Raw genomic sequence first — 20,042 nt, forward strand, 5'->3', positions numbered from 1 at the left:
GCGTCCTCATTCCGGAATCGTCGCAGTGGCGGTGACCGACCAGTTCGTCGGCGAGCTGCCAGCCATGCCAAATGCGTGCCGGGGGTGGGTGGCCGTCCGGTCAGAGGCCGGCTGCGGCGTCGTACCGGCGGCGTAGGTCGGCCATCTCCGACTCGGTAAGGGCCTCCTTGAGCGCCAGTTGTTCGTACTTCTCCGGGAACATCTCCCGGAGCCGGTCGACGAAGCGGACCTCGCCGGTCCCCTCCACCACCTGGATGCCGGGCGGCTCGGTGGCCATGTCCATGATCAGCGGTCCGGTCAGCTTGACCGCGACGTCCCAGGGGCGATCCTGTTCGGCGACCCCGCAGAAGTGGTAGCCGTAGACCGTCCGCACGTCGGCCAGGACGGTGGCTGTGTCCGGCTCGTGGCCGTAGACGTGGACCCCGCAGATCACCGGGGTGCGGGCAGGTGCGTCGGCAACCTGCTGGGGCTGGTGTCCGGCGTGGTTGTGCTGCCCCGGGTCGGCCTGTTCGAGGATGGTGCGCATCCGGCTGGTGATCTGCGCCCGCAGATCCGGCGGCTCCGGTTCCGGCGCGGATTTCGCCAGTACGGCTGCGCCTGCCGAGACCGCCAGGAGAACCACGGCCGCCCACACGTAGCGGTTCCGGTGCCACCCCACGAAGAAGTTCCGAACGCTCATGATCACCTCGTTGCCGTTCCAGTGCGGCCGTTCCAGTGCGTCGACAGCCGTCAGGTGTCTCCGGCGCCCACCCCGGTCGCCGTGACGCGTGGCGTCGAAGTGCGCGATCGGCGCCGCGCCGGCTGCGGAGATCCCACCGCGTGCGCCCCGCCGAAGGGCCGACCATCGCTGCCAATGGCGGTGCTCGGCGCCGTGCTCCCGGCCGGCCGTGCCCAGCGCGGTTGCCCAAGCGCCGCGGTGCTGCCCGTAGCCCGCGCGCCGCGGTGCTGCCCGTAGCCCCCGCGCTGCCGGCGACGGGAGTCATTCCAACACGTCTGAACCGGCTGTGCAACATAGGCGTCGATCAGTGTGCGGAACGCTGGGTGGTGCGGCTGTCCAGGTTCGCGCCGTGGCGTGCCGGGTGACCGTGCCGAGGTTATGGTTGCGCTCGACGCGGCTGTTTCGGCGACATCATGGGATTGGCGCGCCCAGCAAGATCGAAGGTGCTTTCGGGGATCTCCTATCTCTGTGATGGGTTTGCTCATAAATCCAGCTCAGAGCAGATATATATAGACGATCATTGAACTCTGGGTCGATTGGTGCAATGCTGGCACGGAAGCGCTCCCACACAAGCCCCAGAACGTCGGAGAACGGAGGATCCACCATGGGTTCAGCCAAGCCCGATCAGTCCGGCCGTCGGTCACGGTCGGCTGTCCGCCAGCCCGTTCGAGCGCTCGTCGTGGTGCTCGCCATGCTGGCCGGCACGTTGACCTTCATCGGCCCGGCCCAGGCCCACGGCACGATCGTCGGCCCGGCCACCCGCGCCTACCAGTGCTGGCAGACCTGGGGGAGCCGGCACATGGATCCGGCCATGCAACAGCAGGACCCCATGTGCTACCGCGCCTTCCAGGCCAACCCGGACACCATGTGGAACTGGATGAGCGCGCTGCGGGACGGTCTGGGCGGGCAGTTCCAGGCCCGTACCCCCGACGGGCAGCTGTGCAGCAACGGCCTTACCCGGAACGACAGCCTGAACCAGCCCGGAGCGTGGAAGACGTCCAACCTCGGCCGTAACTTCTCGATCCAGCTGTACGACCAGGCCAGTCACGGTGCCGACTACTTCCGGGTCTACGTGAGCAAGCAGGGGTTCAACCCCGCCACCCAACGTCTGGGTTGGGGGAACCTCGACTTCATCACGCAGACCGGGCGGTACGCACCGGCACAGAACATCTCGTTCAACGTCTCGACCTCCGGCTACACCGGACACCACATCGTCTTCGTCATCTGGCAGGCCTCGCACGCCGACCAGGCCTACATGTGGTGCAGTGACGTGAACTTCACCTGATCCACCCGACACCGGTCACCCTCTGGTGGTCACCGGCCTTCCGGCCCGGGACGTGGTCCCGGGCCGGAAGGCCGGGTCGAGTGCGTTGGTCCGCAGCCGGCCCGCGGTGGGGTGGAACGGCACGGCTCACGGCGGCCGGCCCACGGCCACGTCGCGGCCAGCCGAGCGGCGTAACCAGCGCCACCTTCCCGGCACGTGCAGTGCGGCAAGCGGGTCAACGGCCGGTCAGCTACCAGGTGGAGCCGGATCACCGACCCCGTACAGGTCCCTGCGTCGGGTTCAGGTTCCGGTAGGGGTTGTTCGAAGCGAGTTCCGGCCTCGTGGGGCGTACCTGCGGAGCGGCGGAGGGCGCCGAGGTCAGGCGGTAACTCGCTGCGGCGTGCCGAGAGCTCTCGTTGGTCGCGGGTGGTTGCCCGGGTGCCGCCGCGCTGGCGGTCTGCTGTGTGGCCCGTACCCGTTCCTGCTGCCACCGGTCGGCCCCACTGACCATCAGGTAGGTCTCCAGCGGTGGGGCGATGCTCCGCCGACCATCCTGAGCCGGGGGGTCGTACCTCGGGTCCGTAGGGGCGACGGCCAGCGTGGCGATCTCCGGCCGCTCCCTACCCCGGGAGTCCAGTACGGGCTCCGGCGTCCACCCCGCCCACTGACGGACCTCGGCCGCGTTGTTTCTCACCCTGCCCGTCGGATCGGGGTAGTAGTAGGCCGAGACGCCGCTGAGTCTGCCGTTCTCGTGGAGCCGGGCGAGGCTCTGGTCGAGGCCGATCCAGCTCTTCAACGTACGGGCGACCGCCAGCCTGACCGCGGCGTCCTGGTGTGCGGAGAACTCCGGGCCGCCGAGCGGAGACCGCATGGCCATCATCGCGTACGGACCGTTCGCGAATCCCGGGTGCGTCCACTGCTGGACGGAGTCCGCAGATCCGGGGAGCTGGCTGCCGTACGGGGGTGGATCGATGCCCGTCCACTCGTGCGGGGCGAAGGTCTTGCCCCGTAGGCGGTGCAGTACATCCCGGCCCCTGATCCGTAGGCCGCCGCGCTTGCGGGTCTCCTTGGGTGCGGTCTGCCGGTGCGCCTCGTCGACGAACCGCATCCCGTTTCTCAGGTCACGGTTGGTCTCGCTCCGGTGTTCCGGGTCCCAGCCCCTCGCAAGGTCCTGTCGCAGGATCCAGAGCGCCAGCCGTTCGACCTTGGTGTCGAAGCCAGGCTCGCCCACAAAGGCGAGCGGGTCGTTCTGATCGCCCATGCGCCTGTCCCTACCGAATCGGTACCTGGTCGGCGGTACTACGGTCGGTCGGGGTGGTCGGTTCACCTCGATCTATGGCGGCGGAGCCGGAGCCGTGGTGCGCCGGCCCCGGCCCGCCGCGTTACGGCCGCCAGGAGCCGGAGGTCCGGAACTTGTGCTGGTACTCCAGGGTGCCCTTGGTGTCGGCGACGTTGAAGACCACCGTTCCGCTGCGCTTGGTGCCCTCCGGCAGGTTGTTGCCGGAGGTGAGCGAGTCGCCGCAGCCGGAGATGATGCCGGCCAGGCCGTTGGTGGTGGTGCCGTCCGCGGCCACCCACTCGAAGTAGATCGGGTTGAGCGAGGACGAACCCTTGGTGACCTCGGCGCTCACGTCGGCGATCAGGTAGAGCCCCTTGCTCGGCTTCGGCGAGTAGCTCCGGCACGGCTCGTCGGTCGTCCGGAACTTCGAGACGGTGATCCGCAGTTCACCGTCGTTGTCGGTGAGGATGAGGGTGTCGCCGGCCTTCATGTTGTAGGTCTCGCCGGTGGGTCGGGGCGCGGCGGTGGTCGGCGCGGCGGTGGTCGGCTCCGGCGTCGGCGGTTGGGTCGGCTCGGTGCTCGGGGCGGCGGTGGTCGGTGCCGCGGTCGGACCGGTGCCGCTGGTCTGCTCGTCGTCACCGCCGGCTGCGATGTAGGCGAGGACGCTGCCGCCACAGCAGAGCAGCGCGATCACCGTGACGATCGCGATGATGATCAGCGCCGCCTTGCCGCCCGAGCCACCTGACGACTTCTGCGGCGGACCCAACGGGTACGCCCCGGGCGGGTACCCGGGCGGCGGGTAGCCGCCACCGGGCGGCAGCGGCCCGGCCGGCGGGTACGGCTGACCGGAGGTCGGGTACTGCGGCGCGCCGGAGACCGGCGGCGGGTACTGCGGGGCACCCGAACCCGGCGCGGGGTACGGCTGCCCCGGGTACTGCGGCGCGCCCGACACCGGCGGGTACGGCTGGCCGGGGTACTGTGGCGCGCCGGAGACCGGCGGGTACGGCTGGCCGGGGTACTGTGGCGCGCCGGAGACCGGCGGCTGCGGGTAGGGCTGGCCCGAGGACGGGTACTGCTGCTCACCCGAGCCGGGGTACGGCGACTGCTCGCCCGAGGCGGCGTAGTGCGGCGCGCCCGAGGACGGGTACTGCGGGCCACCGGTGCCACCACCCGGCGGGTACTGCGGGCCAGCGGGGCCGCCACCCGGCGGGTACGGGGCCGTCGGCGGCGTCCAGGAATCGCCGCCGGGCGGCGTGGACCACGCGTCGTCGGGCTGCTGCGGGGAGCCGAAGAGGGACGGTGCGGGAGTGTCCGGTTGAGCCCACGGGTCGTTCGGAGGCGGTGGGGCGGCCGTCGGGTCGGCAGGATACGACGACGGCTGGTTGGGGTCCTGCGGCCCGAACGGGGGCTGGGGGTGGCTCACCATACTCCTCGGCGCCTGGGAACGTCTCGAACAGCCTGGACGCTACCGCGCGCAGGCAACCCCCGAATCCTGGTGGTCCACCCGGTGCCAGGTCGTCGGCTGATCGGTTCGAACAGTCGCCGGGTCAGCGGAGGCCGAGGACGGCGGCGGTGCGGACCAGGTCGGTCTCGACGGCGAACCGTCCGACGATGGTCCGCGGCGGGTCCAGGTCAGCCGCCGCGTCGAGGCGGGCCGGCGCGATTGACGCGGTGAAGGTGCCCGCCTCCGGGTCCAGCTCGACCCGGGCGTCGTGGAAGTCGAGCCAGCTGCCGACGATCGGATGCCAGACCTTGTAGACGGTCTCCTTGGCGCTGAAGATCACCGCCGGCCAGGACACCCCGGCGGGCAGCCGGGCGCACCACTCCTCCTCCTCGGGCAGGCAGATCAGTCGGCGTACCCCGGCTTCGAGGACCTTGTGCCGTTCGGCGTCCATGCCCACCGACCGGATCTCGGTGGTCCGGGCCGCCGCCGCCGCGCAGTACCCCCGGGTGTGGGTGATCGTGCCGACCACGCCGGCCGGCCAGACCGGGGCCCGGTCCGCCGCGGGCACCGGGGTCGGCGGCAGGCCGAGGGCACCCATCGCCCGCCGGGCGCAGACCCGGCCGGCGGTGAAGTCCCGCCGCCGGCTCTCCACCGCCCGCTCGCCGAGGCAGGCCTGCTCGGCCGGCAGCAACGTCCCGGTCCAGTCCGCCGGCCCGGCCACCGCGACCGCCACGGTCGGCGGCAGCAGGTCACGCATCACCCACACCCCCGCCCGGGTACGACCACAGCCGGACCCGGTCGACGGCCTGGTCGGTGCGTGGCGCCGGAGTGGGTGGGCCCTGCCCCGCCCGGCTCGTCGCGTCCGTAGTGGAGGGTCGGTGCCGGGTGCTGCGAGCCATGCGGTGACGGTACTGCAGCCGACCGTGGCGGTGGGGGCGCGCGTCCCTGCCGTACGCGTGGGTGCTGCGCCCCGCGCCGAAGAGATGACTGTCCGTTAGGTGCCGGATGTAAACCATATGGCCGTCAACGCATCCGTCGGAAATCTGAAACAAGTTGACCCGTTGTGCCAGTGGTGCATGGTGGTTAAGCTTCCCTTGCGCGCCCCAATCGCCCGCTTCCCCCGTGGCAGGCGATCGGGGCGCGCGTCTTTGTTGGGACGGAAGCTGCGTGGGGCGGAAGCCGGTGGCTGTTCCCGGTGAGAAGGGCACCCCGCTCTACCTGAGGCGTTAAGCGGGGGCCCTTCCTTGCACCGGGGTCAGATCCAGCGGCCGTCGAGCCACATCCGGGCGGACCACTCGGCGTTGGTGAGGATCGTCCCGACGAAGATCGGATAGAAGTACGCGAAGCAGAGCGCGACCAGCAGCACGTACGCGCCCACGATGAACGCACCCACCAGCCGCCGGTCGGCCCGCGCCTGCTCGGCCTCGGCGTCCCGCGCCGTCGCGACCCCACCGGCTGCGCCGACCCCACCGGCGGGATCAGCCCCGCCGGTTGCGCCGGTCTTGCCGAGGGCGCCGGGTGGGTCGGCCGGGGTGACGATCGCGCCGAGCACGTACGTCACCGCCAGGACCAGGAACGGCAGGGCCGGGGCGGTGTAGAAGGAGAACATCGTCCGGCCGTCGAGGGCGTACCAGAACCAGGGCAGCAGGCCGAAGGCGACGCAGAGCAGGATCGCCCCGGCCCGCCAGTCGCGCCGGGCCAGGCCCAGCCACGCGGTACCGGCCAGCGCCGGCAGGAACGACCACCACAGCAGCGGGGTGCCGAGCAGCAGCACCTCGGAGGCGCAGCTCGCCGCCCCGCAGGGGCCGTCGCCGGAGTAGTGGAAGGCCACCGGCCGGCCGAGCAGCAGCCACTGCCACGGCCAGGACTGGTACTTGTGCGGCTCGGAGAGGCCGGCGTGGAAGCTGTACGCCGCCATGTGGTACTCGTACAGGTTCTTCAGCGGGCCGAGGAACGGGGTGTCGCTGAGGCCGGGGGTGTTCGGGTACCGCTCGGCGAGCCGGTAGTAGCCGTGGTCGGTGAGGAACCAGCCGGACCAGGCGGCCAGGTAGGTCAGGCTCATCACCACCGCGGTCAGCAGCAGCCAGGGCAGCTCGGCGCGGAACGCGTCCCGCCACGGTCGGCGTACCCCGGCGGAGCGGCGGGCCCCGACCTCCCAGAGCAACACCAACAGCACGAACGCCGGTACGAAGTAGAGCGCGCTCCACTTCACCGCGATGCCCATCCCGAGCAGCACCCCGGCGGCCAGCCGCCACCAGGGCCAGCTGCGCCAGCCGCCGGCCGGGCGACCGGCCGCACCCGGGCGGGACGGGTCCAGCCCGGCGTCGAGGGCCTGCTGCCAGCGGCGACGGCGGGCGTCCCGGTCGAGCACCAGCGCCCCGAAGGCGGCCAGTACGAACAGCAGCAGGAAGATGTCGAGCAGGGCGGTGCGGGAGAGCACCAGGTGGAAGCCGTCGAGGGCGAGCAGCAGCCCGGCGGTGCAGCCCAGCACGGTGGAGCGGAACATCCGCCGGCCGATGCGCACCAGCAGCAGCACCGACAGGATGCCGGCCAGCGCGGCCGAGATCCGCCAGCCGAACTCCGGTGCGGTGGTCATCAGCCGACCGGGGACGTTGAACCCCTGCTCGACGTCGACGTACCCGAAGGCCCACTCGCCGGCGCCGATCAGCCACTTGCCGAGCGGCGGGTGCACGACGTACGCCGGGACGTCGTCCTTGTAGTTCCACTCGACGCCCTTGTCGACGAGCTGCCAGCCCTCCCGGGCGTAGTAGACCTCGTCGAAGATCTTGCCCTTGGGGTACGTGATGCCGACCAGGCGCAGGATCGCGGCGATCGCCACCACCACGGCGGTGGCCAGCCAGGAGTGCAGGTCCAGCCGGGCCTCGACGGTGGCCAGGCGACGCCGGACGATGGTGGGGATGCCACCACCACCGCCACTGGCGGTCGGCGCCTCCGGCGGGTCGGGGACCCTGGTGCCGTTGCCCGGTTCTTCCGATTCGGCCTGGCCGGAGCCCGCGCTCTGCGCTGTCGACGCACTCGTCACCCGGCGATCGTAGGCTGCTGGGGTGCCCGGTGGCGCCGGTCGTCCCCGATATTTGGTACATCCGTCGATGAAGGAGCGCGTCCCGTGGGCGAAATGTCGGAAAGTGGACGCCTGGTGCTGCTCGGCGCGCCGCTGGGCAACCCGGCCGACGCCTCCACCCGGCTCCGCGAGGTCCTCGCCACCGTCGACGTGGTCGCCGCCGAGGACACCCGCCGGCTGACCCGGCTCGCCAAGGACCTCGACGTACGCATCGAGGGCCGGATCGTGTCGTACTTCGAGGGCAACGAGGAACGGCGTACCCCCGAACTGGTCGACGTGCTGCGCGCCGGGCACCACGTCGCCCTGGTCACCGACGGCGGCATGCCCAGCGTGTCGGACCCCGGCTACCGGCTGGTCACCGCCGCGCTGGCGGCGGGCGTGCCGGTCACCGCCGCGCCCGGCCCCAGCGCGGTGACCACCGCGTTGGCGCTGTCCGGGCTGCCCAGCGACCGGTTCTGCTTCGAGGGGTTCCTGCCCCGCGCCCCCGCCGCCCGCCGGGCCCGGCTGCGCTCGCTGGCCACCGAGGAGCGGACCCTGGTGCTCTTCGAGGCCACCCACCGGATCGTCGGCGCGCTCGCCGACCTGGCCGCCGAGTTCGGCTCCGACCGGCCCGCCGCGCTCTGCCGGGAGCTGACCAAGACCTACGAGGAGGTGGTCCGCCGCCCGCTGGGCGAGCTGGCCCGGTGGGCCGCCGAGGCGACACCGCGCGGCGAGATCACCCTGGTGGTGGCCGGTGCCGTGCCGACCGCCGGGCAGCGGCCGGACGACGGCACGCTGCGCGCCGAGGTGGCCGGACGGGAGGCCGCCGGGCTGTCCCGGCGGGACGCGATCACCGAGGTCGCCGCCGAACACGGCCTGCGCCGCCGGGAGCTCTACACCATCGTGCACAGCCCACAGTGAGCTGACGTCGCTCCGGCGGTGACCTGACGTCGGGGGTCCGGCGGTGCCCTGACGCCGGGCTCCGGCGGTGGCCTGACGTCGGGTCACCAGGCGGCGGCGAGGAAGCCCAGGGTGGTCAGCAGCGGGCCGGCGCAGGTGGCGGCCACCGCCCAGCGCCGCAGCCGGGGGTCGGGCAGTCGGGTCGCGCCGCCGAACCGGACCATGCCGGCGGTGCAGCCGGCCACCGCGAGCAGGCCGAGCAGCCACCGCAGGTGCTGCCCGACGCCGGTGTCGGCGTACGCGGTGGTGCCCTCCGGGCCGGTCATCCGGGCCGGCAGCACCGTACCCGGGTCGGTCTGGTCGGCCGGTACGCCGCTGAGCCGTACCCCGTGGGCGACGAACCGCCCGTCGGCGGCGGCGAAGTTGCCCCGGCAACGCTGCGCCAACCCGCCGCCGGTGCACTCGCCCACCACCACGCTGCCCCGGGTCGCGTGCCCCGCCGCCAGCCACAGCGGCCCGACGCTGACCCAGGCGAAGAACGCGGCCAGCAGGCTGAACAGCACCAGGGCGGAGAGGCCGGGCAGCGGATCGGGCGGATGGTTGCTCCGGCCCTCCCGCCGGCGTCGGGTCGAGCCGCCCGGGGACGCGTCGGCGCGTTTCGCCTTCCGCTCGGCCCGGATCGGGGTGCCGTCCCAGTGCACCTCCTCGATCGGCAGCCAGAACGCCTCCTCGGAGTCCGTCGTACCGGGGTCGGCGGCCGGCGCCCGGCGGTGCTGCCGGACGGGCACCCGGCTCGGCACGGCGTCCATCGGCGCACCGGTCGTCGGCTCCGTCTCGACCACCGTCTCGATCACCTGGGTCACCGCGGTCGGGTCACCGCGGCGCTGGGGGGCGACCGCCGGACCGCGCGGCGCAGTCGGCCCGGTGGGCCCCTCGGGTGCCTCCGGCGGCTGGTCGTCGGACTCGCGGGCGGTTCCTCTGCCAGTCACGATGTTCATTGGACACCGCCGGAGGGGAGCACCCGGGCAGCTCAGGCCGCGTGTCGGCGACAATTCGGACAGGGTTGGCCCCGGACGGGCCTATTGGTTCGCGGCCACCCGGGGGCGGTCACTAGGCTTGCTGGTCATGAGTCACGTTCTCGCGGCGGTGGCCTGGCCGTACGCCAACGGCCCACGCCACATCGGCCACGTCTCCGGTTTCGGCGTACCCTCCGACGTCTTCGCCCGGTACATGCGGATGGCCGGCCACGACGTGCTCATGGTCTCCGGCACCGACGAGCACGGCACCCCGATCCAGGTGCAGGCGGACAGCGAGGGCGTCAAGCCGCGCGAGCTGGCCGACCGGTACAACCGGGTGATCGTGGAGGACCTGCTCGGCCTCGGCCTCTCCTACGACCTGTTCACCCGGACCACCACCGGCAACCACTACGCCGTGGTGCAGCAGCTCTTCGAGGGACTGCACCACAACGGGTACGTCGTCACCAAGACCACGATGGGGGCGATCTCCCCGTCCACCGGCCGGACCCTGCCCGACCGGTACATCGAGGGCACCTGCCCGATCTGCGGGTACGACAGCGCCCGGGGCGACCAGTGCGACAACTGCGGCAACCAGCTCGACCCGGTCGACCTGATCAACCCCCGCTCGAAGATCAACGGGGAGACGCCGCAGTTCGTCGAGACCGAGCACTTCTTCCTCGACCTGCCCGCCCTGGCCGACGTGCTGCGCGGCTGGCTGGACACCCGCGAGGGCTGGCGGCCCAACGTGCTGCGGTTCTCCCGGAACCTCCTCGACGACCTGCAGCCCCGGGCCATCACCCGGGACCTGGAGTGGGGGGTGCCGATCCCGCTCGAAGGCTGGCGGGAGCGCGGCGACAAGCGGATCTACGTCTGGTTCGACGCGGTCATCGGCTACCTGTCGGCCTCCATCGAGTGGGCCCGCCGCTCGGGTGACCCGGAGGCCTGGCGGAGGTGGTGGTCCACCGACGGCGCCGGCAAGGACGCCCGGGCCTACTACTTCATGGGCAAGGACAACATCGTCTTCCACTCGGTGATCTGGCCGGCCCTGCTGGCCGGGTACTCCGGCGAGGGGGCCAAGGACGGCGAGCCGGGCGAGCTGGGCCGGCTCAACCTGCCCACCGAGGTGGTGGCCAGCGAGTTCCTCACCATGGAGGGTCGCAAGTTCTCCTCCTCCCGCAAGGTCGTCATCTACGTCCGGGACTTCCTGGAACGCTACGACGCCGACGCGCTGCGCTACTTCATCTCGGTGGCCGGCCCGGAGAGCAACGACACCGACTTCACCTGGTCGGAGTTCCTCCGCCGCAACAACGACGAGCTGGTGGCCGGCTGGGGCAACCTGGTCAACCGGTCGATCTCGATGGCGGCGAAGAACTTCGGCGCGATCCCGCCGGTCGACCCGGCCGGGCTCACCGAGGCCGACGAGGCGCTGCTCGCGGTGGCCCGCGCCGGCTTCGACACGGTGGGCGACCTGATCGCCCGACACCGGCAGAAGCAGGCCATCGGCGAGGCGATGCGGGTGGTCGCCGAGGCCAACCGGTACCTGTCCGACCAGGCGCCGTGGAAGCTCAAGGCCGAGGCGGACAAGCCCCGGATGGGCACCATCCTGCACACCGTCCTGCAGGTGGTCAGCGACGCCAACACGCTGCTCACCCCGTTCCTGCCGCACTCCGCGCAGCAGGTCCACGAGCTGCTCGGCGGCACCGGCGTGCACGCGCCGATGCCCACCATCGTCGAGGTCGACGATCTCGACGCCGGGCCGGCGTACCCGGTGCTGACCGGTGACTACACGGTCGGGGCGCGGTGGGAGTCCGTACCCGTGGAGGCCGGCCGGGCGCTCGCGGCGCCGAAGCCGGTCTTCCGCAAGCTCGACCCGTCGATCGTCGAGGAGGAGCTGGCCCGCCTCGAAGGCTGAGCCGACGCGGCCCCGGGGGTGGTCCCCGGGGCCGCGCTTCGTGGTGCGGTCGGTCAGGCGCGGGCCATCGCCGGCTGTCCGATGAACTCCATGATCGCCCGGTTCACCTCGGACGCGTTGGTCCACGGGATGCCGTGCGGAGCGCCCTTGAGCGTGACCAGCTCGCTGTTGGGCAGCATCGGCTGCAACCGCTGACCGGTCTTGGCGTACGGCAGCACGTTGTCCTGGTCGCCCTGGACGATCAGCACCGGCACGTCGATCCGGGGCAGGTCACCCCGGAAGTCGGTGAGCCAGGCGTCCACCGAGTTCAGGGTGGCGATCGCCGAGGCCCGCGCGCCGATCTGCCAGTGCCCCTGGTACGCCTCCTCGCTGACCAGCTTGCCCTTGTTCTGCTGGTAGTTGAAGAAGGCGTCGCAGAAGGTGGTCAGGTAGGCGAACCGGTCGTCGACGATCGCCTTCTTGAACCCGTCGAAGAGGCTCTGCTCGACCCCCTCGGGGTTGTCGGCGGTCTTCAACAGGTACGGCGCCAACGGCGCGAGCAGCACCGCCCGGTCCACCCGGTCCGACCCGTACGCGCCCAGGTAGCGGGTCACCTCACCGGTGCCCATCGAGTGCCCGACCAGGATCACGTTGTTCAGGTTCAGCTCGGTCAGCAGCACGTCCAGGTCGGCGGCGAAGGTGTCGTAGTCGTACCCGGTGGCCGGCTGGGCGGAGCTGCCGTAACCACGCCGGTCGTAGGTGATCGTCCGGTATCCCGCCGCGAGCAGCGGCCCGACCTGTTTCTCCCAGGTCGCCCCGTTGAACGGGAACCCGTGGATCAACACGACCGGCTGGCCGGACCCGTGGTCCTCGTAGTACAGGTCGATGGGCGCGAGGTTCTCCGCGCCGACGGTGACGAAGGGCATGCGGATCTCCTGATCAACTGGCGTCTCGGACACCCACGCCTACCCGACCCGCCGCCCGTTATGCCGACCCCTCCGTTTGAACCGAACCCGACCGGTGTCCGTTGGAAGGGACTGGGCCGAGAGCACAGGGGTGAAAATGTCGGATACAGATGGGTTGCGCGAGGCGTGGCTGTTGGCGGAGGGAATGGGGGATTATTCAGCCGAGGAGTTGACTAGGTATTTTGGGGATTACCGGGGTGAGGAATATGACCCCGGTGAGCTGGACGGACTCCTTGAGGAGTCGAGGGACCTTCATCCGGAGGGGGCGGGCGAAGGCTACCCGGAAGGCGGGGATCAGCGAAGTGATCCTCTCTCGGTATCCGGGCGGCTAGCGGCCCCGACGGCTTGCGTCGACATTCCTGAGAAAGTGGCCGGGTCTCGCCGAGTTCGTGCCGATCTCGTCTGGGCCGAGCTTCTGAGAAGCCACGCGAAGGGTGACCTGGATCGGACGAAGAAAAAGGTGGTTGTCCAGCATCTGAGTGAGATCAAGGCGGACAGGGCTCGGCTGGGAAGGGCCCAGCTGAAGTTCTTCGACGATCACCCTAATTATGCGGACAAGTACCTTAAAGTTGGCTCGAAGAATCATTCGCTTCTGCAGGATTTCAGGAAGGGTGACTCGACAGCTCCCGTACCCGTACCCATGCCCGTACCTCATACCGGGCGCTCTCGTACTGATTCCGAGTGGGCTGATCTTCTCCTGCAGCGCGCAGCCGGTGCCCAGGTGGACGCCAGGACGAAGAAGACCGTCACCACGCATCTGGCTGATATCAAAAGAGACAAAATCCGGTTGGGGCCTGAGCAGTTGGCGTTCTTCGCTGCTCACCCCGACAGTGCCGAGAAGTACCTCGTCCCCGGCTCGGTCAACCATGCGGACCTTGAGACGTTCAGGAAAACCGGATTGGCGACCAGGGCGCCGAGAGAGATCAGACATCGCGCCGATGCCGAATGGGCCGGGCTCCTCGAAGCCCACGCCACGGACCAGGTGATGACCCCGAGCGACCTGAAGGCCGCCGACACCTACCTGAGTGACATCAAGAGGGGGAAGATTGTCCTCAAGAGGCAGGTGGCGGAGGTGTTCATCGATCATCCCCATTATGCGAATGCCTATCTGCCGTCCGATCACCGGAAGCGGGAGCCTTACGAGGAGTTGAAGAAGGCTCGCGAAACTGTCGCAGCAGAGGGGACGGTGGCGGTGTATCAGGTGGCGCGAGCGACGGTGCCGGGGGCGGTCGCCGGTGTGCCGCCGCTGCGTCTTCCCAGCCTGTCCGGGCCGCCCCTGCTCAGAGGCGATACGGCAGGTCGACGCCCCGGTCGTCGGTGACCTCGGCGGCCGGGCCCACCTCTCGTGGACACCCTGCCTCCCGAGTGGGGACGATCTCTGGGCGGGGAAGAGGCCGGGAGCCCCGGCCCCGGGGGTGGGTGTGTGATCCTCGCCAGGTGATGAATGAGCCGACTGAGTCCCGCAAGCAGCGCGCCGCCCGCCGGGCCGGCGAGTTCCCGCCCGCGCCCGAGCCGCTGCCGGTGGCCGTACCGGACAGCCACACCCACCTGGACATCACGGTCGCCGAGGCCGGCGTACCCCTGTTCGGGTCGGGCGCGCCCGACGAGGCGGCGGCGACGGTCGATACCGCCGCCACCTCGGCGGTGACCGGGGCCGCCGTGAACGCGGTGGCCGCGACCGGCGCGCTGGCCGCGGTGGATCCGCTGGCCGCCGCCGACGCGGTCGCCGCCGCCGACTCCGGGCTGGTGACCGATCCGGTCGACGCCATCGTGCGGGTCGCCGCCGCCGCCGGGGTGGACCGGCTGGTCCAGGTCGGGGTGGACGTCGAGTCGTCGCGGTGGGGGGCGCGGCTCGCGGCCCGGCACCCGGCGGTGCTGGCCACCGTCGCGCTGCACCCGAACGAGGCCCCCCGGCTGGCCGACCTGGACGCCGCGCTGCGCGAGATCGAGGCCCTCGCCGCGCTGGACGAGGTACGCGGCATCGGCGAGACCGGGATGGACTTCTTCCGCACCGGCGAGGACGGTCGGGCAGTGCAGGAGGAGAGCTTCCGGGCACACATCGCCATCGCCAAGCGGTACGGCAAGACCCTGGTGATCCACGACCGGGACGCGCACGCCGACGTGCTGCGCATCCTGGACGACGAGGGCGCACCCGACACGGTGGTGCTGCACTGCTTCTCCGGTGACGCCGGGTTCGCCGCCGAGTGCGTCCGCCGGGGCTACCTGCTCAGCTTCGCCGGCACGGTCACCTTCGCCAGCGCCCACGCGCTGCGGGCAGCCGCCGCCGTCACCCCACCGGAGCAGCTGCTGGTGGAGACGGATGCGCCGTACCTGACGCCCACGCCGTACCGGGGGCGGCCGAACGCCTCGTACCTGATCCCGCTGACCGTGCGGTCCCTCGCCGCGACCACCGGTGTCGACCTGGCGACGCTCTGCGGCCACCTGTCGGCCAACGGCGAACGCGCCTTCGGCCCCTGGCTCTGACCTGGACGTTCTCTCGAAGCGGGCCTGAACCGAAGTCTGCGGACCACGTAGAGGATGGTGTCTCGTCGCCGCACCCGCCCGGAGTGGTCCATGGAGTCGTCCGCACAATCCGCTGACACCGCCCGACATTCGTTCGAATACACCGCCTACCGCTATCTCATGGCCGGCAGGCGCTGTTCTTTCGCGCCCAGCGACGAGCACGGCCCGGACTCCGGAATGTTCACTCTGCGCATCAATCTCTACCCCCACGAGCAGATCCACGTCGATACCCGGAGTTGGAGCGGGATCAACGCCCTGGAGGTCTACCGGATCGACTCCAGGACGAATTTCCCTGCTGCCTCGGAGATCCACCACATCGAATTCGCCTCGGCCCGGCGGAATCTCCTCACGGCGAAGCTGGTCCAGGATCTGATCGGTCGGCTCAGAACAGCTGGCCTCGATGTCGGGCAGGAAGCAAATCTCGCCGCGTCCGAGAGGCTGCTGGACGCTACGCGTGAGTACAACAGGGTCTATACCGGCCTTCGAGGTGCCGGTGGTGCTGGCCGGGCGACGGGTGTCGCGTCGGCTGCCGCTCTTCCCGTGCCCGGTGGCAGTTCACCTCCACCTAGGAGTGAGTACTCGTGGCCCTCCCCGTACAACCCGAGAGGTGGGGCCGGAGCCGGGCAGCTCCCGGGCGTCGGCAGGCCGTGAACTAGCGCCTCGGCTCGTGGCGCTGCCTCGGCTTATGGCGCTGCCTCGGTTCGTGGCGGCGCCTCGGCTTATGGCGCTGCCTCGGTTCGCGGCGGCGCCTCGGTTCGCGGCGGCGTCCCGGTTCGTGGCGGCGTCCCGGTTCGTTGCGTTGTCTCGGTTCGTGGCGTTGTCTCGGTTCGTGGCGGCGTCCCGGCGGTGGTGAGAGGGGTGCCCTGCTATACCGAAAGCGTTAACAGGGGGCCCTTCCTTACCCCTTGAGGTGGGTGAGGAAGGTGTGCCAGGTGGCGGGGGAGAAGGTGAGGGCGGGCCCGGTCGGGTCCTTGGAGTCGCGTACCGCGACCAGGTCGGGCAGATTGTCGGCCACCTCGACGCAGTCGCCGCCGTTGCCGCTGCTGCGGGTGCTGGTGCGCCACCGTGCTCCGGTCAGGTCCATGTCTCGGCCACCTCGCTGATCAGGTCGACTGACTGCCAGTGGGAGAGCGCCTCGGCCCGCACGTTCTCCCAGACGTTCAGTATCGCCGCGATGTCGTCGGCGTCGCTGACCACAGTGCCCTGCAACTGGTTGTCCAGGTAACCGGCCATCTGGTGGTCGTCGGCGGTGGCCAGCACGAACGGCCCGTTCAGCCCGGCGTAGGCCCCGACCGTGGCGGGCACCACCTGGATCTTGACATGGTCGGCCTGGGCGGCGGTGACCAGCGCGGTCAACTGCTCGCGCATGGTCGCCCGGCCGCCGACCGGGCGGCGTAGCACCGACTCGTCGACCACGGCGGCCAGCCGCGGCGGGTTCTCCGGCCGGGCGAGAATGGCCTGCCGGGCCAGCCGGTTGGCCACGTGCCGCTCGATGTCCTGGCGGGGCAGCAGACCACCGCCGGTGAGCACGGCGCGGGCGTAGGCCTCGGTCTGGAGCAACCCGGGCAACACCGTCGACTGGTACGACCGCAGCAGCACCGCCTCGCTCTCGATGTCCTGCCAGGGACGAAACCAGATGGGCTCCCGACGTCTGGTGGTGTCCGGCCAGATGTCCACGATGTCCCGGCCGAGCGCCTCGGCTGCCGCCGCCCGGTGCCGGGGATGCGGCACCCGGTCCTCCCGCAGCCACCGGGCGGGCGTCTTCGGGTCGACACCGACTCGCTCCGCGAGGGACTCCAAGGTGTGCCCGGTCTCGTGCAGAGCTGCTCGGAGCAGGTCGTTCATGGCTCTCCCCGGGGGTAGCAACGAATATCCACGCACCATATCGCTACGACCTGTAGTTGTCCGGTGACGTGCCGGAAGGTGGTGTCCAGGACGGCGTGGCCGGTGGAGGTCGATCCCCCTGACCCGGCGGTCACGTACGTCACCGGGAGCCGGCGCGGGCCCGCCCTGCCCACGCCGGCTCCCGTCCACCCCGGACGACCGCTGCAGTGAACGATGTCGCACCGGCCGCCGGGCCGGCCGCTGGGAGGAAACGATGCCGCACCCGTATTCGAACCAGCGTCGGTACCGCCTGGCGCACGAGCCGACCCGGCCGGCCTGGCGGTGTCAGGCGTGCGGGACCAGTTGGCCCTGCTCGGCGGCGAAGCTCCGCCTGCTGGGGCGGTTCCGGGCGGACCGGGCGGGGTTGGTGACCCACCTGACCGGCCTCCGGGAGCAGGCCGCGGCCCAACTCGCCGATCTCGGGCAGCCGATCCCGCCGGCGACCCTCGACGATCGTTTCGTCGACTGGGCCCGCCGCCGTGAGTAGCCCGCTCAGCGCGGGCCGCGCCCGGGGTTCGGCTGATTGGGGACGGGGCGGCGTTGGATGGGTGTGCCGGATGTGTTGGTGCCGAGTGGGGCGTCCGGGCGGACCTGGTTTCGTAGCCGTGCTTCGGCCATGCGGGCCACGTCGGGTGTGGCCGTCGTGGGGTTCGACTGACCGGGGACGGGTCGACGTTGGATGGGTGCGCCGGAGGCGCGGGTGCCGAGTGGGGCGTCCGGGCGGACCTGGTTTCGTCGCGGCGCTTCGGCCAGCTGGGCCACGTCGGGCACCGCCGCCTGTCGCGGGCGGTACTCCGGCAGGTTGATCCGGTCGTACTCGGCCTCGGTGATTCGACGTTCCCCCGGGCTGGGGTGCGCCAGGTACGGGGGAGTGCTGGCTACGTGGAACGTGCTGGGCCGGCTCGGACCCGGCACGAACGTCGCCGGATCGCTGCGGTCCGCGGGGCGGATCTCGACACTGCTCAACCAGGCGTACCGCGCGTTCAGTTCGGCGAGGCGCTGATCGGTGTGCAGGTTCCTCGGCGCCCAGCCGGCCCGGTGCCAGGCGTTCAGCTCGTGGTCGTCGATGGCGAACCGGTGTGGTTCGGTCATGCGCCGGCCCACCGCGACGGAGACGTGTCCGCCCCGTTCGATCCGGTAGTTCCGTGGATTCCTCGCCCAGAGCCGACTGAACGTTCGGGGATGGATGATCATCGCCGGGACGCGGATGCGGTCGTTCTTCTGGGGTTGTCGTCCCTGGCTCCGGCATCTGTCCAGGTAGGCCCGGGCGGCGAGGGCGTAGACGTCGGAGCTGTACTCCAGTCTTCGCGTGCCTACCCGGACGAAGCGGGCGCTTCCCTCGGGCAGCAGGCCGTCCGATTCGAGTAGTCGGCGCACCCGGACGGGCATGGTCGTAGGGCCCAGCCACTGGGCGCTCTCCTGGTTGGTCCAGTCACCGAGGGCTCGCAGGGCCCAGTTGTCGGCGGTGGTCGTACGCCAGTCCCGGACGTTGTCGACGGTGAGCCCACTGCGGCGTGCGGTCAGGTAGTGGCCGGTGAAGGCGATCCAGTCGGCATCGTTCCAGGTGTTCACGAGGACCCTCCTGTTGGTGTCATCAGGTGCGCCCGGAACGGGCGGTGCCGGGGCGGGGCAGGGAGGCCGGAGAGGTTGGCCGGCTCGGGGCAGACGACGGTGCGACGGTGGCCGAGCCGGCTGCGCCGTGCTGGGGTGACTGGAGGTTCGCCGCCTGGTCGACCTGGAACGTCGACGTCGGAGTCGGGGCAGTCAGGGCGGGCGGCTGCCGTCGTGGGTAGTCCGGCGGCGTTCCCTGGGTCGACTCCGGATTCTGCTGTCCGGTGGGTGCGTTGAACGCGTACGCCGGCAGGGTCAGCGGTTGGTTGTCGGCGTCCCGGGGCTGCGGGAGCCGCGGGGTGGGCGGGCGGGTCTGCTGGTACGGCGGCGGAGCGTCCGGCGTGCCGAGCGTCACGTACGTGGTCGGTCGATGCGGGCTGGGGACGAACGTCTCCGGACGGTCGGGCTGGGCGGGCACCTGCATCGTGTTCTTCGCCCAGTCATAGCGCAGGGCGAAATCCGAGTCCGGTGGCACGTTCCTCGGTTGCCAGCCGGCGGCGATCCAGGTCCTCAGTTGGTGATCGTCGATGTCGTGGAGATGGGGTCGCTCCAGCCGGTCGCGGATGTCGATGCTCATCGACTGCCGCTCGACCCGGCGGATCCCGTTCTCGCTGTTCCAGGCGTGGCTGACCGTCCGCGGGTAGACCACTGTGCCCTGGATGCTGATGTTCGTCGGTCCCCGGCTGTCCGGGCGGGAGCCCTGCCCACCCTGCCGGGAACTCTCGCCCGCGGGAACGGCACCCCGGCCCGCCTGGGCCGGACCGTCACCACCCTGGCGGGAACTCTCGCCTGCCTCGGCCGGGCCGTGGCCGTGCGGGGCGGGGGCCCGGGCGCTCTTGTCCCGAGGCCGGTCCGCCGGTGAGGGCTGTGCCGCCGTGGCCGTGGGTGGCGGCGGTGCCGAGTACCGTGCCAGGTGGGCCTTGCCGGCTGCGGCGTAGGCCGCGGAGCTGTACTCGTAACGGTGGGTGTAGTACCGGGCGAAGACGGCTGTTCCCGCCGGTAGGAGGCCGTTGTCTTCGAGACGTTGGCGGATGGCGGCGGGCATCCTCGCCGGGCCGAGCCAGTCCTTGCTCTTCGGGTCGACCCACCCGCGTAGGGCCCGCAGGGCCCACCGGTCCTGCGGGGTCATGAGCCAGTGCGCGCGGTCGCCCCGGAGGCGACCCTCAGCATGGGCAGCCAGGTAGTGCCGGGTGAACGCGATCCACTGCTCGTCGGTCCAGGCGTTCGCCGTCTCGGCGCGGGGGGTGGGATCGACGGGTATCCCGGTCGGTCGGGTGGGCTGGCGGGGTACTCCGGTCGGTGGGGTGGGCTCGACTGGCGTTCCGGTCGGTCGTGGGGGCATCGTGGCTGGTCCTTCCGGCTCTGCGCGCTTCTGCTGACTGACGGGCACGACGAGCGACCGTTCGGAAATGTGACCCGTGTCATACCTTCTCCTGGCCGCCCGCCGACGTCGTGTCGGGGCAGTTCGGGGCGGGCCGGATCCGCT

The 20,042-nt window shown here is 71.0% G+C and carries 18 protein-coding genes; 7 read left to right on the forward strand and 11 right to left on the reverse strand.

Annotation, left to right across the window (positions count from 1 at the left end):
* Positions 1–100 precede the first annotated feature (100 nt).
* Positions 101–679 carry a hypothetical protein gene (locus GA0070617_RS05385; RefSeq protein WP_091445927.1) on the reverse strand — a complete coding sequence of 193 codons (579 nt, stop codon included), beginning with the start codon at positions 677–679 and terminating at the stop codon, positions 101–103.
* Between the two features lie 643 nt (positions 680–1,322).
* Between GA0070617_RS05385 and GA0070617_RS05390 the strand changes: the two genes are divergently transcribed.
* A complete protein-coding gene (locus GA0070617_RS05390; RefSeq protein ID WP_175440446.1) occupies positions 1,323–2,003 on the forward strand; it encodes a lytic polysaccharide monooxygenase auxiliary activity family 9 protein in 681 nt (226 codons plus the stop codon).
* A gap of 247 nt (positions 2,004–2,250) precedes the next feature.
* On the opposite strand, the gene GA0070617_RS05395 is transcribed toward GA0070617_RS05390, so the two are convergent.
* The 4 genes from GA0070617_RS05395 to GA0070617_RS05410 all read right to left on the reverse strand — a co-directional run bounded on the left by GA0070617_RS05395 (position 2,251) and on the right by GA0070617_RS05410 (position 7,748).
* A complete protein-coding gene (locus tag GA0070617_RS05395; protein ID WP_091434524.1) occupies positions 2,251–3,243 on the reverse strand; it encodes a hypothetical protein in 993 nt (330 codons plus the stop codon).
* Positions 3,244–3,364: 121 nt separating this feature from the next.
* Positions 3,365–4,684 (reverse strand): DUF4352 domain-containing protein, encoded by a 1,320-nt coding sequence (locus GA0070617_RS30405; RefSeq protein ID WP_175440447.1) that lies wholly within the window; start codon positions 4,682–4,684, stop codon positions 3,365–3,367.
* 124 nt (positions 4,685–4,808) lie between these two features.
* Positions 4,809–5,462 carry a 4'-phosphopantetheinyl transferase family protein gene (locus GA0070617_RS05405; protein ID WP_091445930.1) on the reverse strand — a complete coding sequence of 218 codons (654 nt, stop codon included), beginning with the start codon at positions 5,460–5,462 and terminating at the stop codon, positions 4,809–4,811.
* Positions 5,463–5,960: 498 nt separating this feature from the next.
* Complete coding sequence (locus GA0070617_RS05410) at positions 5,961–7,748, reverse strand: dolichyl-phosphate-mannose--protein mannosyltransferase (RefSeq protein ID WP_091434528.1); 1,788 nt, start codon at positions 7,746–7,748, stop codon at positions 5,961–5,963.
* A 93-nt stretch (positions 7,749–7,841) separates the two neighbouring features.
* On the opposite strand from GA0070617_RS05410, the gene rsmI reads away from it, so the two are divergent.
* Positions 7,842–8,687, forward strand: a complete 846-nt coding sequence (gene rsmI / locus GA0070617_RS05415) for a 16S rRNA (cytidine(1402)-2'-O)-methyltransferase (RefSeq protein ID WP_373868300.1) — start codon at positions 7,842–7,844, stop codon at positions 8,685–8,687.
* Positions 8,688–8,770: 83 nt separating this feature from the next.
* Here the strand turns inward: rsmI and GA0070617_RS05420 are convergent, their stop codons facing one another.
* A complete protein-coding gene (locus GA0070617_RS05420) occupies positions 8,771–9,664 on the reverse strand; it encodes a hypothetical protein (protein WP_229688141.1) in 894 nt (297 codons plus the stop codon).
* Positions 9,665–9,791: 127 nt separating this feature from the next.
* Here GA0070617_RS05420 and metG point away from each other — a divergent pair, with 127 nt between their 5' ends.
* Complete coding sequence (gene metG, locus GA0070617_RS05425; protein WP_091434533.1) at positions 9,792–11,594, forward strand: methionine--tRNA ligase; 1,803 nt, start codon at positions 9,792–9,794, stop codon at positions 11,592–11,594.
* A gap of 53 nt (positions 11,595–11,647) precedes the next feature.
* Here the strand turns inward: metG and GA0070617_RS05430 are convergent, their stop codons facing one another.
* A complete protein-coding gene (locus GA0070617_RS05430; protein ID WP_091434534.1) occupies positions 11,648–12,499 on the reverse strand; it encodes an alpha/beta fold hydrolase in 852 nt (283 codons plus the stop codon).
* A 154-nt stretch (positions 12,500–12,653) separates the two neighbouring features.
* Between GA0070617_RS05430 and GA0070617_RS29680 the strand changes: the two genes are divergently transcribed.
* The 3 genes from GA0070617_RS29680 to GA0070617_RS05445 all read left to right on the forward strand — a co-directional run bounded on the left by GA0070617_RS29680 (position 12,654) and on the right by GA0070617_RS05445 (position 15,712).
* Positions 12,654–13,859: a hypothetical protein gene (locus tag GA0070617_RS29680; RefSeq protein WP_139135584.1), complete on the forward strand. Its 1,206-nt coding sequence runs from the start codon at positions 12,654–12,656 to the stop codon at positions 13,857–13,859.
* 119 nt (positions 13,860–13,978) lie between these two features.
* Entirely contained in the window at positions 13,979–15,022 is a 1,044-nt protein-coding gene (locus GA0070617_RS05440; RefSeq protein WP_091434538.1) for a TatD family hydrolase, read from the forward strand.
* A 90-nt stretch (positions 15,023–15,112) separates the two neighbouring features.
* Positions 15,113–15,712, forward strand: coding sequence for a hypothetical protein (locus GA0070617_RS05445; protein WP_091434540.1), 600 nt, complete (start codon positions 15,113–15,115; stop codon positions 15,710–15,712).
* Positions 15,713–15,959: 247 nt separating this feature from the next.
* Here GA0070617_RS05445 and GA0070617_RS05455 read toward each other — a convergent pair whose 3' ends face one another.
* Entirely contained in the window at positions 15,960–16,145 is a 186-nt protein-coding gene (locus tag GA0070617_RS05455) for a DUF397 domain-containing protein (protein ID WP_091434544.1), read from the reverse strand.
* Positions 16,136–16,906: a helix-turn-helix domain-containing protein gene (locus GA0070617_RS05460; RefSeq protein WP_091434546.1), complete on the reverse strand. Its 771-nt coding sequence runs from the start codon at positions 16,904–16,906 to the stop codon at positions 16,136–16,138. The genes GA0070617_RS05455 and GA0070617_RS05460 overlap by 10 nt, the downstream gene beginning before the upstream one ends.
* Before the next feature lie 253 nt (positions 16,907–17,159).
* Between GA0070617_RS05460 and GA0070617_RS05465 the strand changes: the two genes are divergently transcribed.
* The gene (locus GA0070617_RS05465; RefSeq protein WP_091434548.1) at positions 17,160–17,432 is read left to right on the forward strand and encodes a hypothetical protein; all 273 of its coding nucleotides are present in this window, start codon (positions 17,160–17,162) and stop codon (positions 17,430–17,432) included.
* 5 nt (positions 17,433–17,437) lie between these two features.
* On the opposite strand, the gene GA0070617_RS05470 is transcribed toward GA0070617_RS05465, so the two are convergent.
* Positions 17,438–18,517, reverse strand: a complete 1,080-nt coding sequence (locus GA0070617_RS05470; RefSeq protein WP_091434551.1) for a hypothetical protein — start codon at positions 18,515–18,517, stop codon at positions 17,438–17,440.
* Positions 18,518–18,539: 22 nt separating this feature from the next.
* The gene (locus GA0070617_RS05475) at positions 18,540–19,898 is read right to left on the reverse strand and encodes a hypothetical protein (RefSeq protein ID WP_091434553.1); all 1,359 of its coding nucleotides are present in this window, start codon (positions 19,896–19,898) and stop codon (positions 18,540–18,542) included.
* Positions 19,899–20,042 lie beyond the last annotated feature (144 nt).

The organism is Micromonospora yangpuensis (genome assembly GCF_900091615.1).
GTDB lineage: Bacteria > Actinomycetota > Actinomycetes > Mycobacteriales > Micromonosporaceae > Micromonospora > Micromonospora yangpuensis.

Coding starts and splice junctions, on each gene's coding strand:
- GA0070617_RS05385 (WP_091445927.1), bottom strand. CDS start 679: ATGAGCGTTCGGAACTTCTTCGTGGGGTGGCACCGGAACCGCTACGTG.
- GA0070617_RS05390 (WP_175440446.1), top strand. CDS start 1,323: ATGGGTTCAGCCAAGCCCGATCAGTCCGGCCGTCGGTCACGGTCGGCT.
- GA0070617_RS05395 (WP_091434524.1), bottom strand. CDS start 3,243: ATGGGCGATCAGAACGACCCGCTCGCCTTTGTGGGCGAGCCTGGCTTC.
- GA0070617_RS05405 (WP_091445930.1), bottom strand. CDS start 5,462: ATGCGTGACCTGCTGCCGCCGACCGTGGCGGTCGCGGTGGCCGGGCCG.
- rsmI (WP_373868300.1), top strand. CDS start 7,842: ATGTCGGAAAGTGGACGCCTGGTGCTGCTCGGCGCGCCGCTGGGCAAC.
- GA0070617_RS05420 (WP_229688141.1), bottom strand. CDS start 9,664: ATGAACATCGTGACTGGCAGAGGAACCGCCCGCGAGTCCGACGACCAG.
- metG (WP_091434533.1), top strand. CDS start 9,792: ATGAGTCACGTTCTCGCGGCGGTGGCCTGGCCGTACGCCAACGGCCCA.
- GA0070617_RS05430 (WP_091434534.1), bottom strand. CDS start 12,499: ATGCCCTTCGTCACCGTCGGCGCGGAGAACCTCGCGCCCATCGACCTG.
- GA0070617_RS05440 (WP_091434538.1), top strand. CDS start 13,979: ATGAATGAGCCGACTGAGTCCCGCAAGCAGCGCGCCGCCCGCCGGGCC.
- GA0070617_RS05445 (WP_091434540.1), top strand. CDS start 15,113: ATGGAGTCGTCCGCACAATCCGCTGACACCGCCCGACATTCGTTCGAA.
- GA0070617_RS05455 (WP_091434544.1), bottom strand. CDS start 16,145: ATGGACCTGACCGGAGCACGGTGGCGCACCAGCACCCGCAGCAGCGGC.
- GA0070617_RS05460 (WP_091434546.1), bottom strand. CDS start 16,906: ATGAACGACCTGCTCCGAGCAGCTCTGCACGAGACCGGGCACACCTTG.
- GA0070617_RS05465 (WP_091434548.1), top strand. CDS start 17,160: ATGCCGCACCCGTATTCGAACCAGCGTCGGTACCGCCTGGCGCACGAG.
- GA0070617_RS05475 (WP_091434553.1), bottom strand. CDS start 19,898: ATGCCCCCACGACCGACCGGAACGCCAGTCGAGCCCACCCCACCGACC.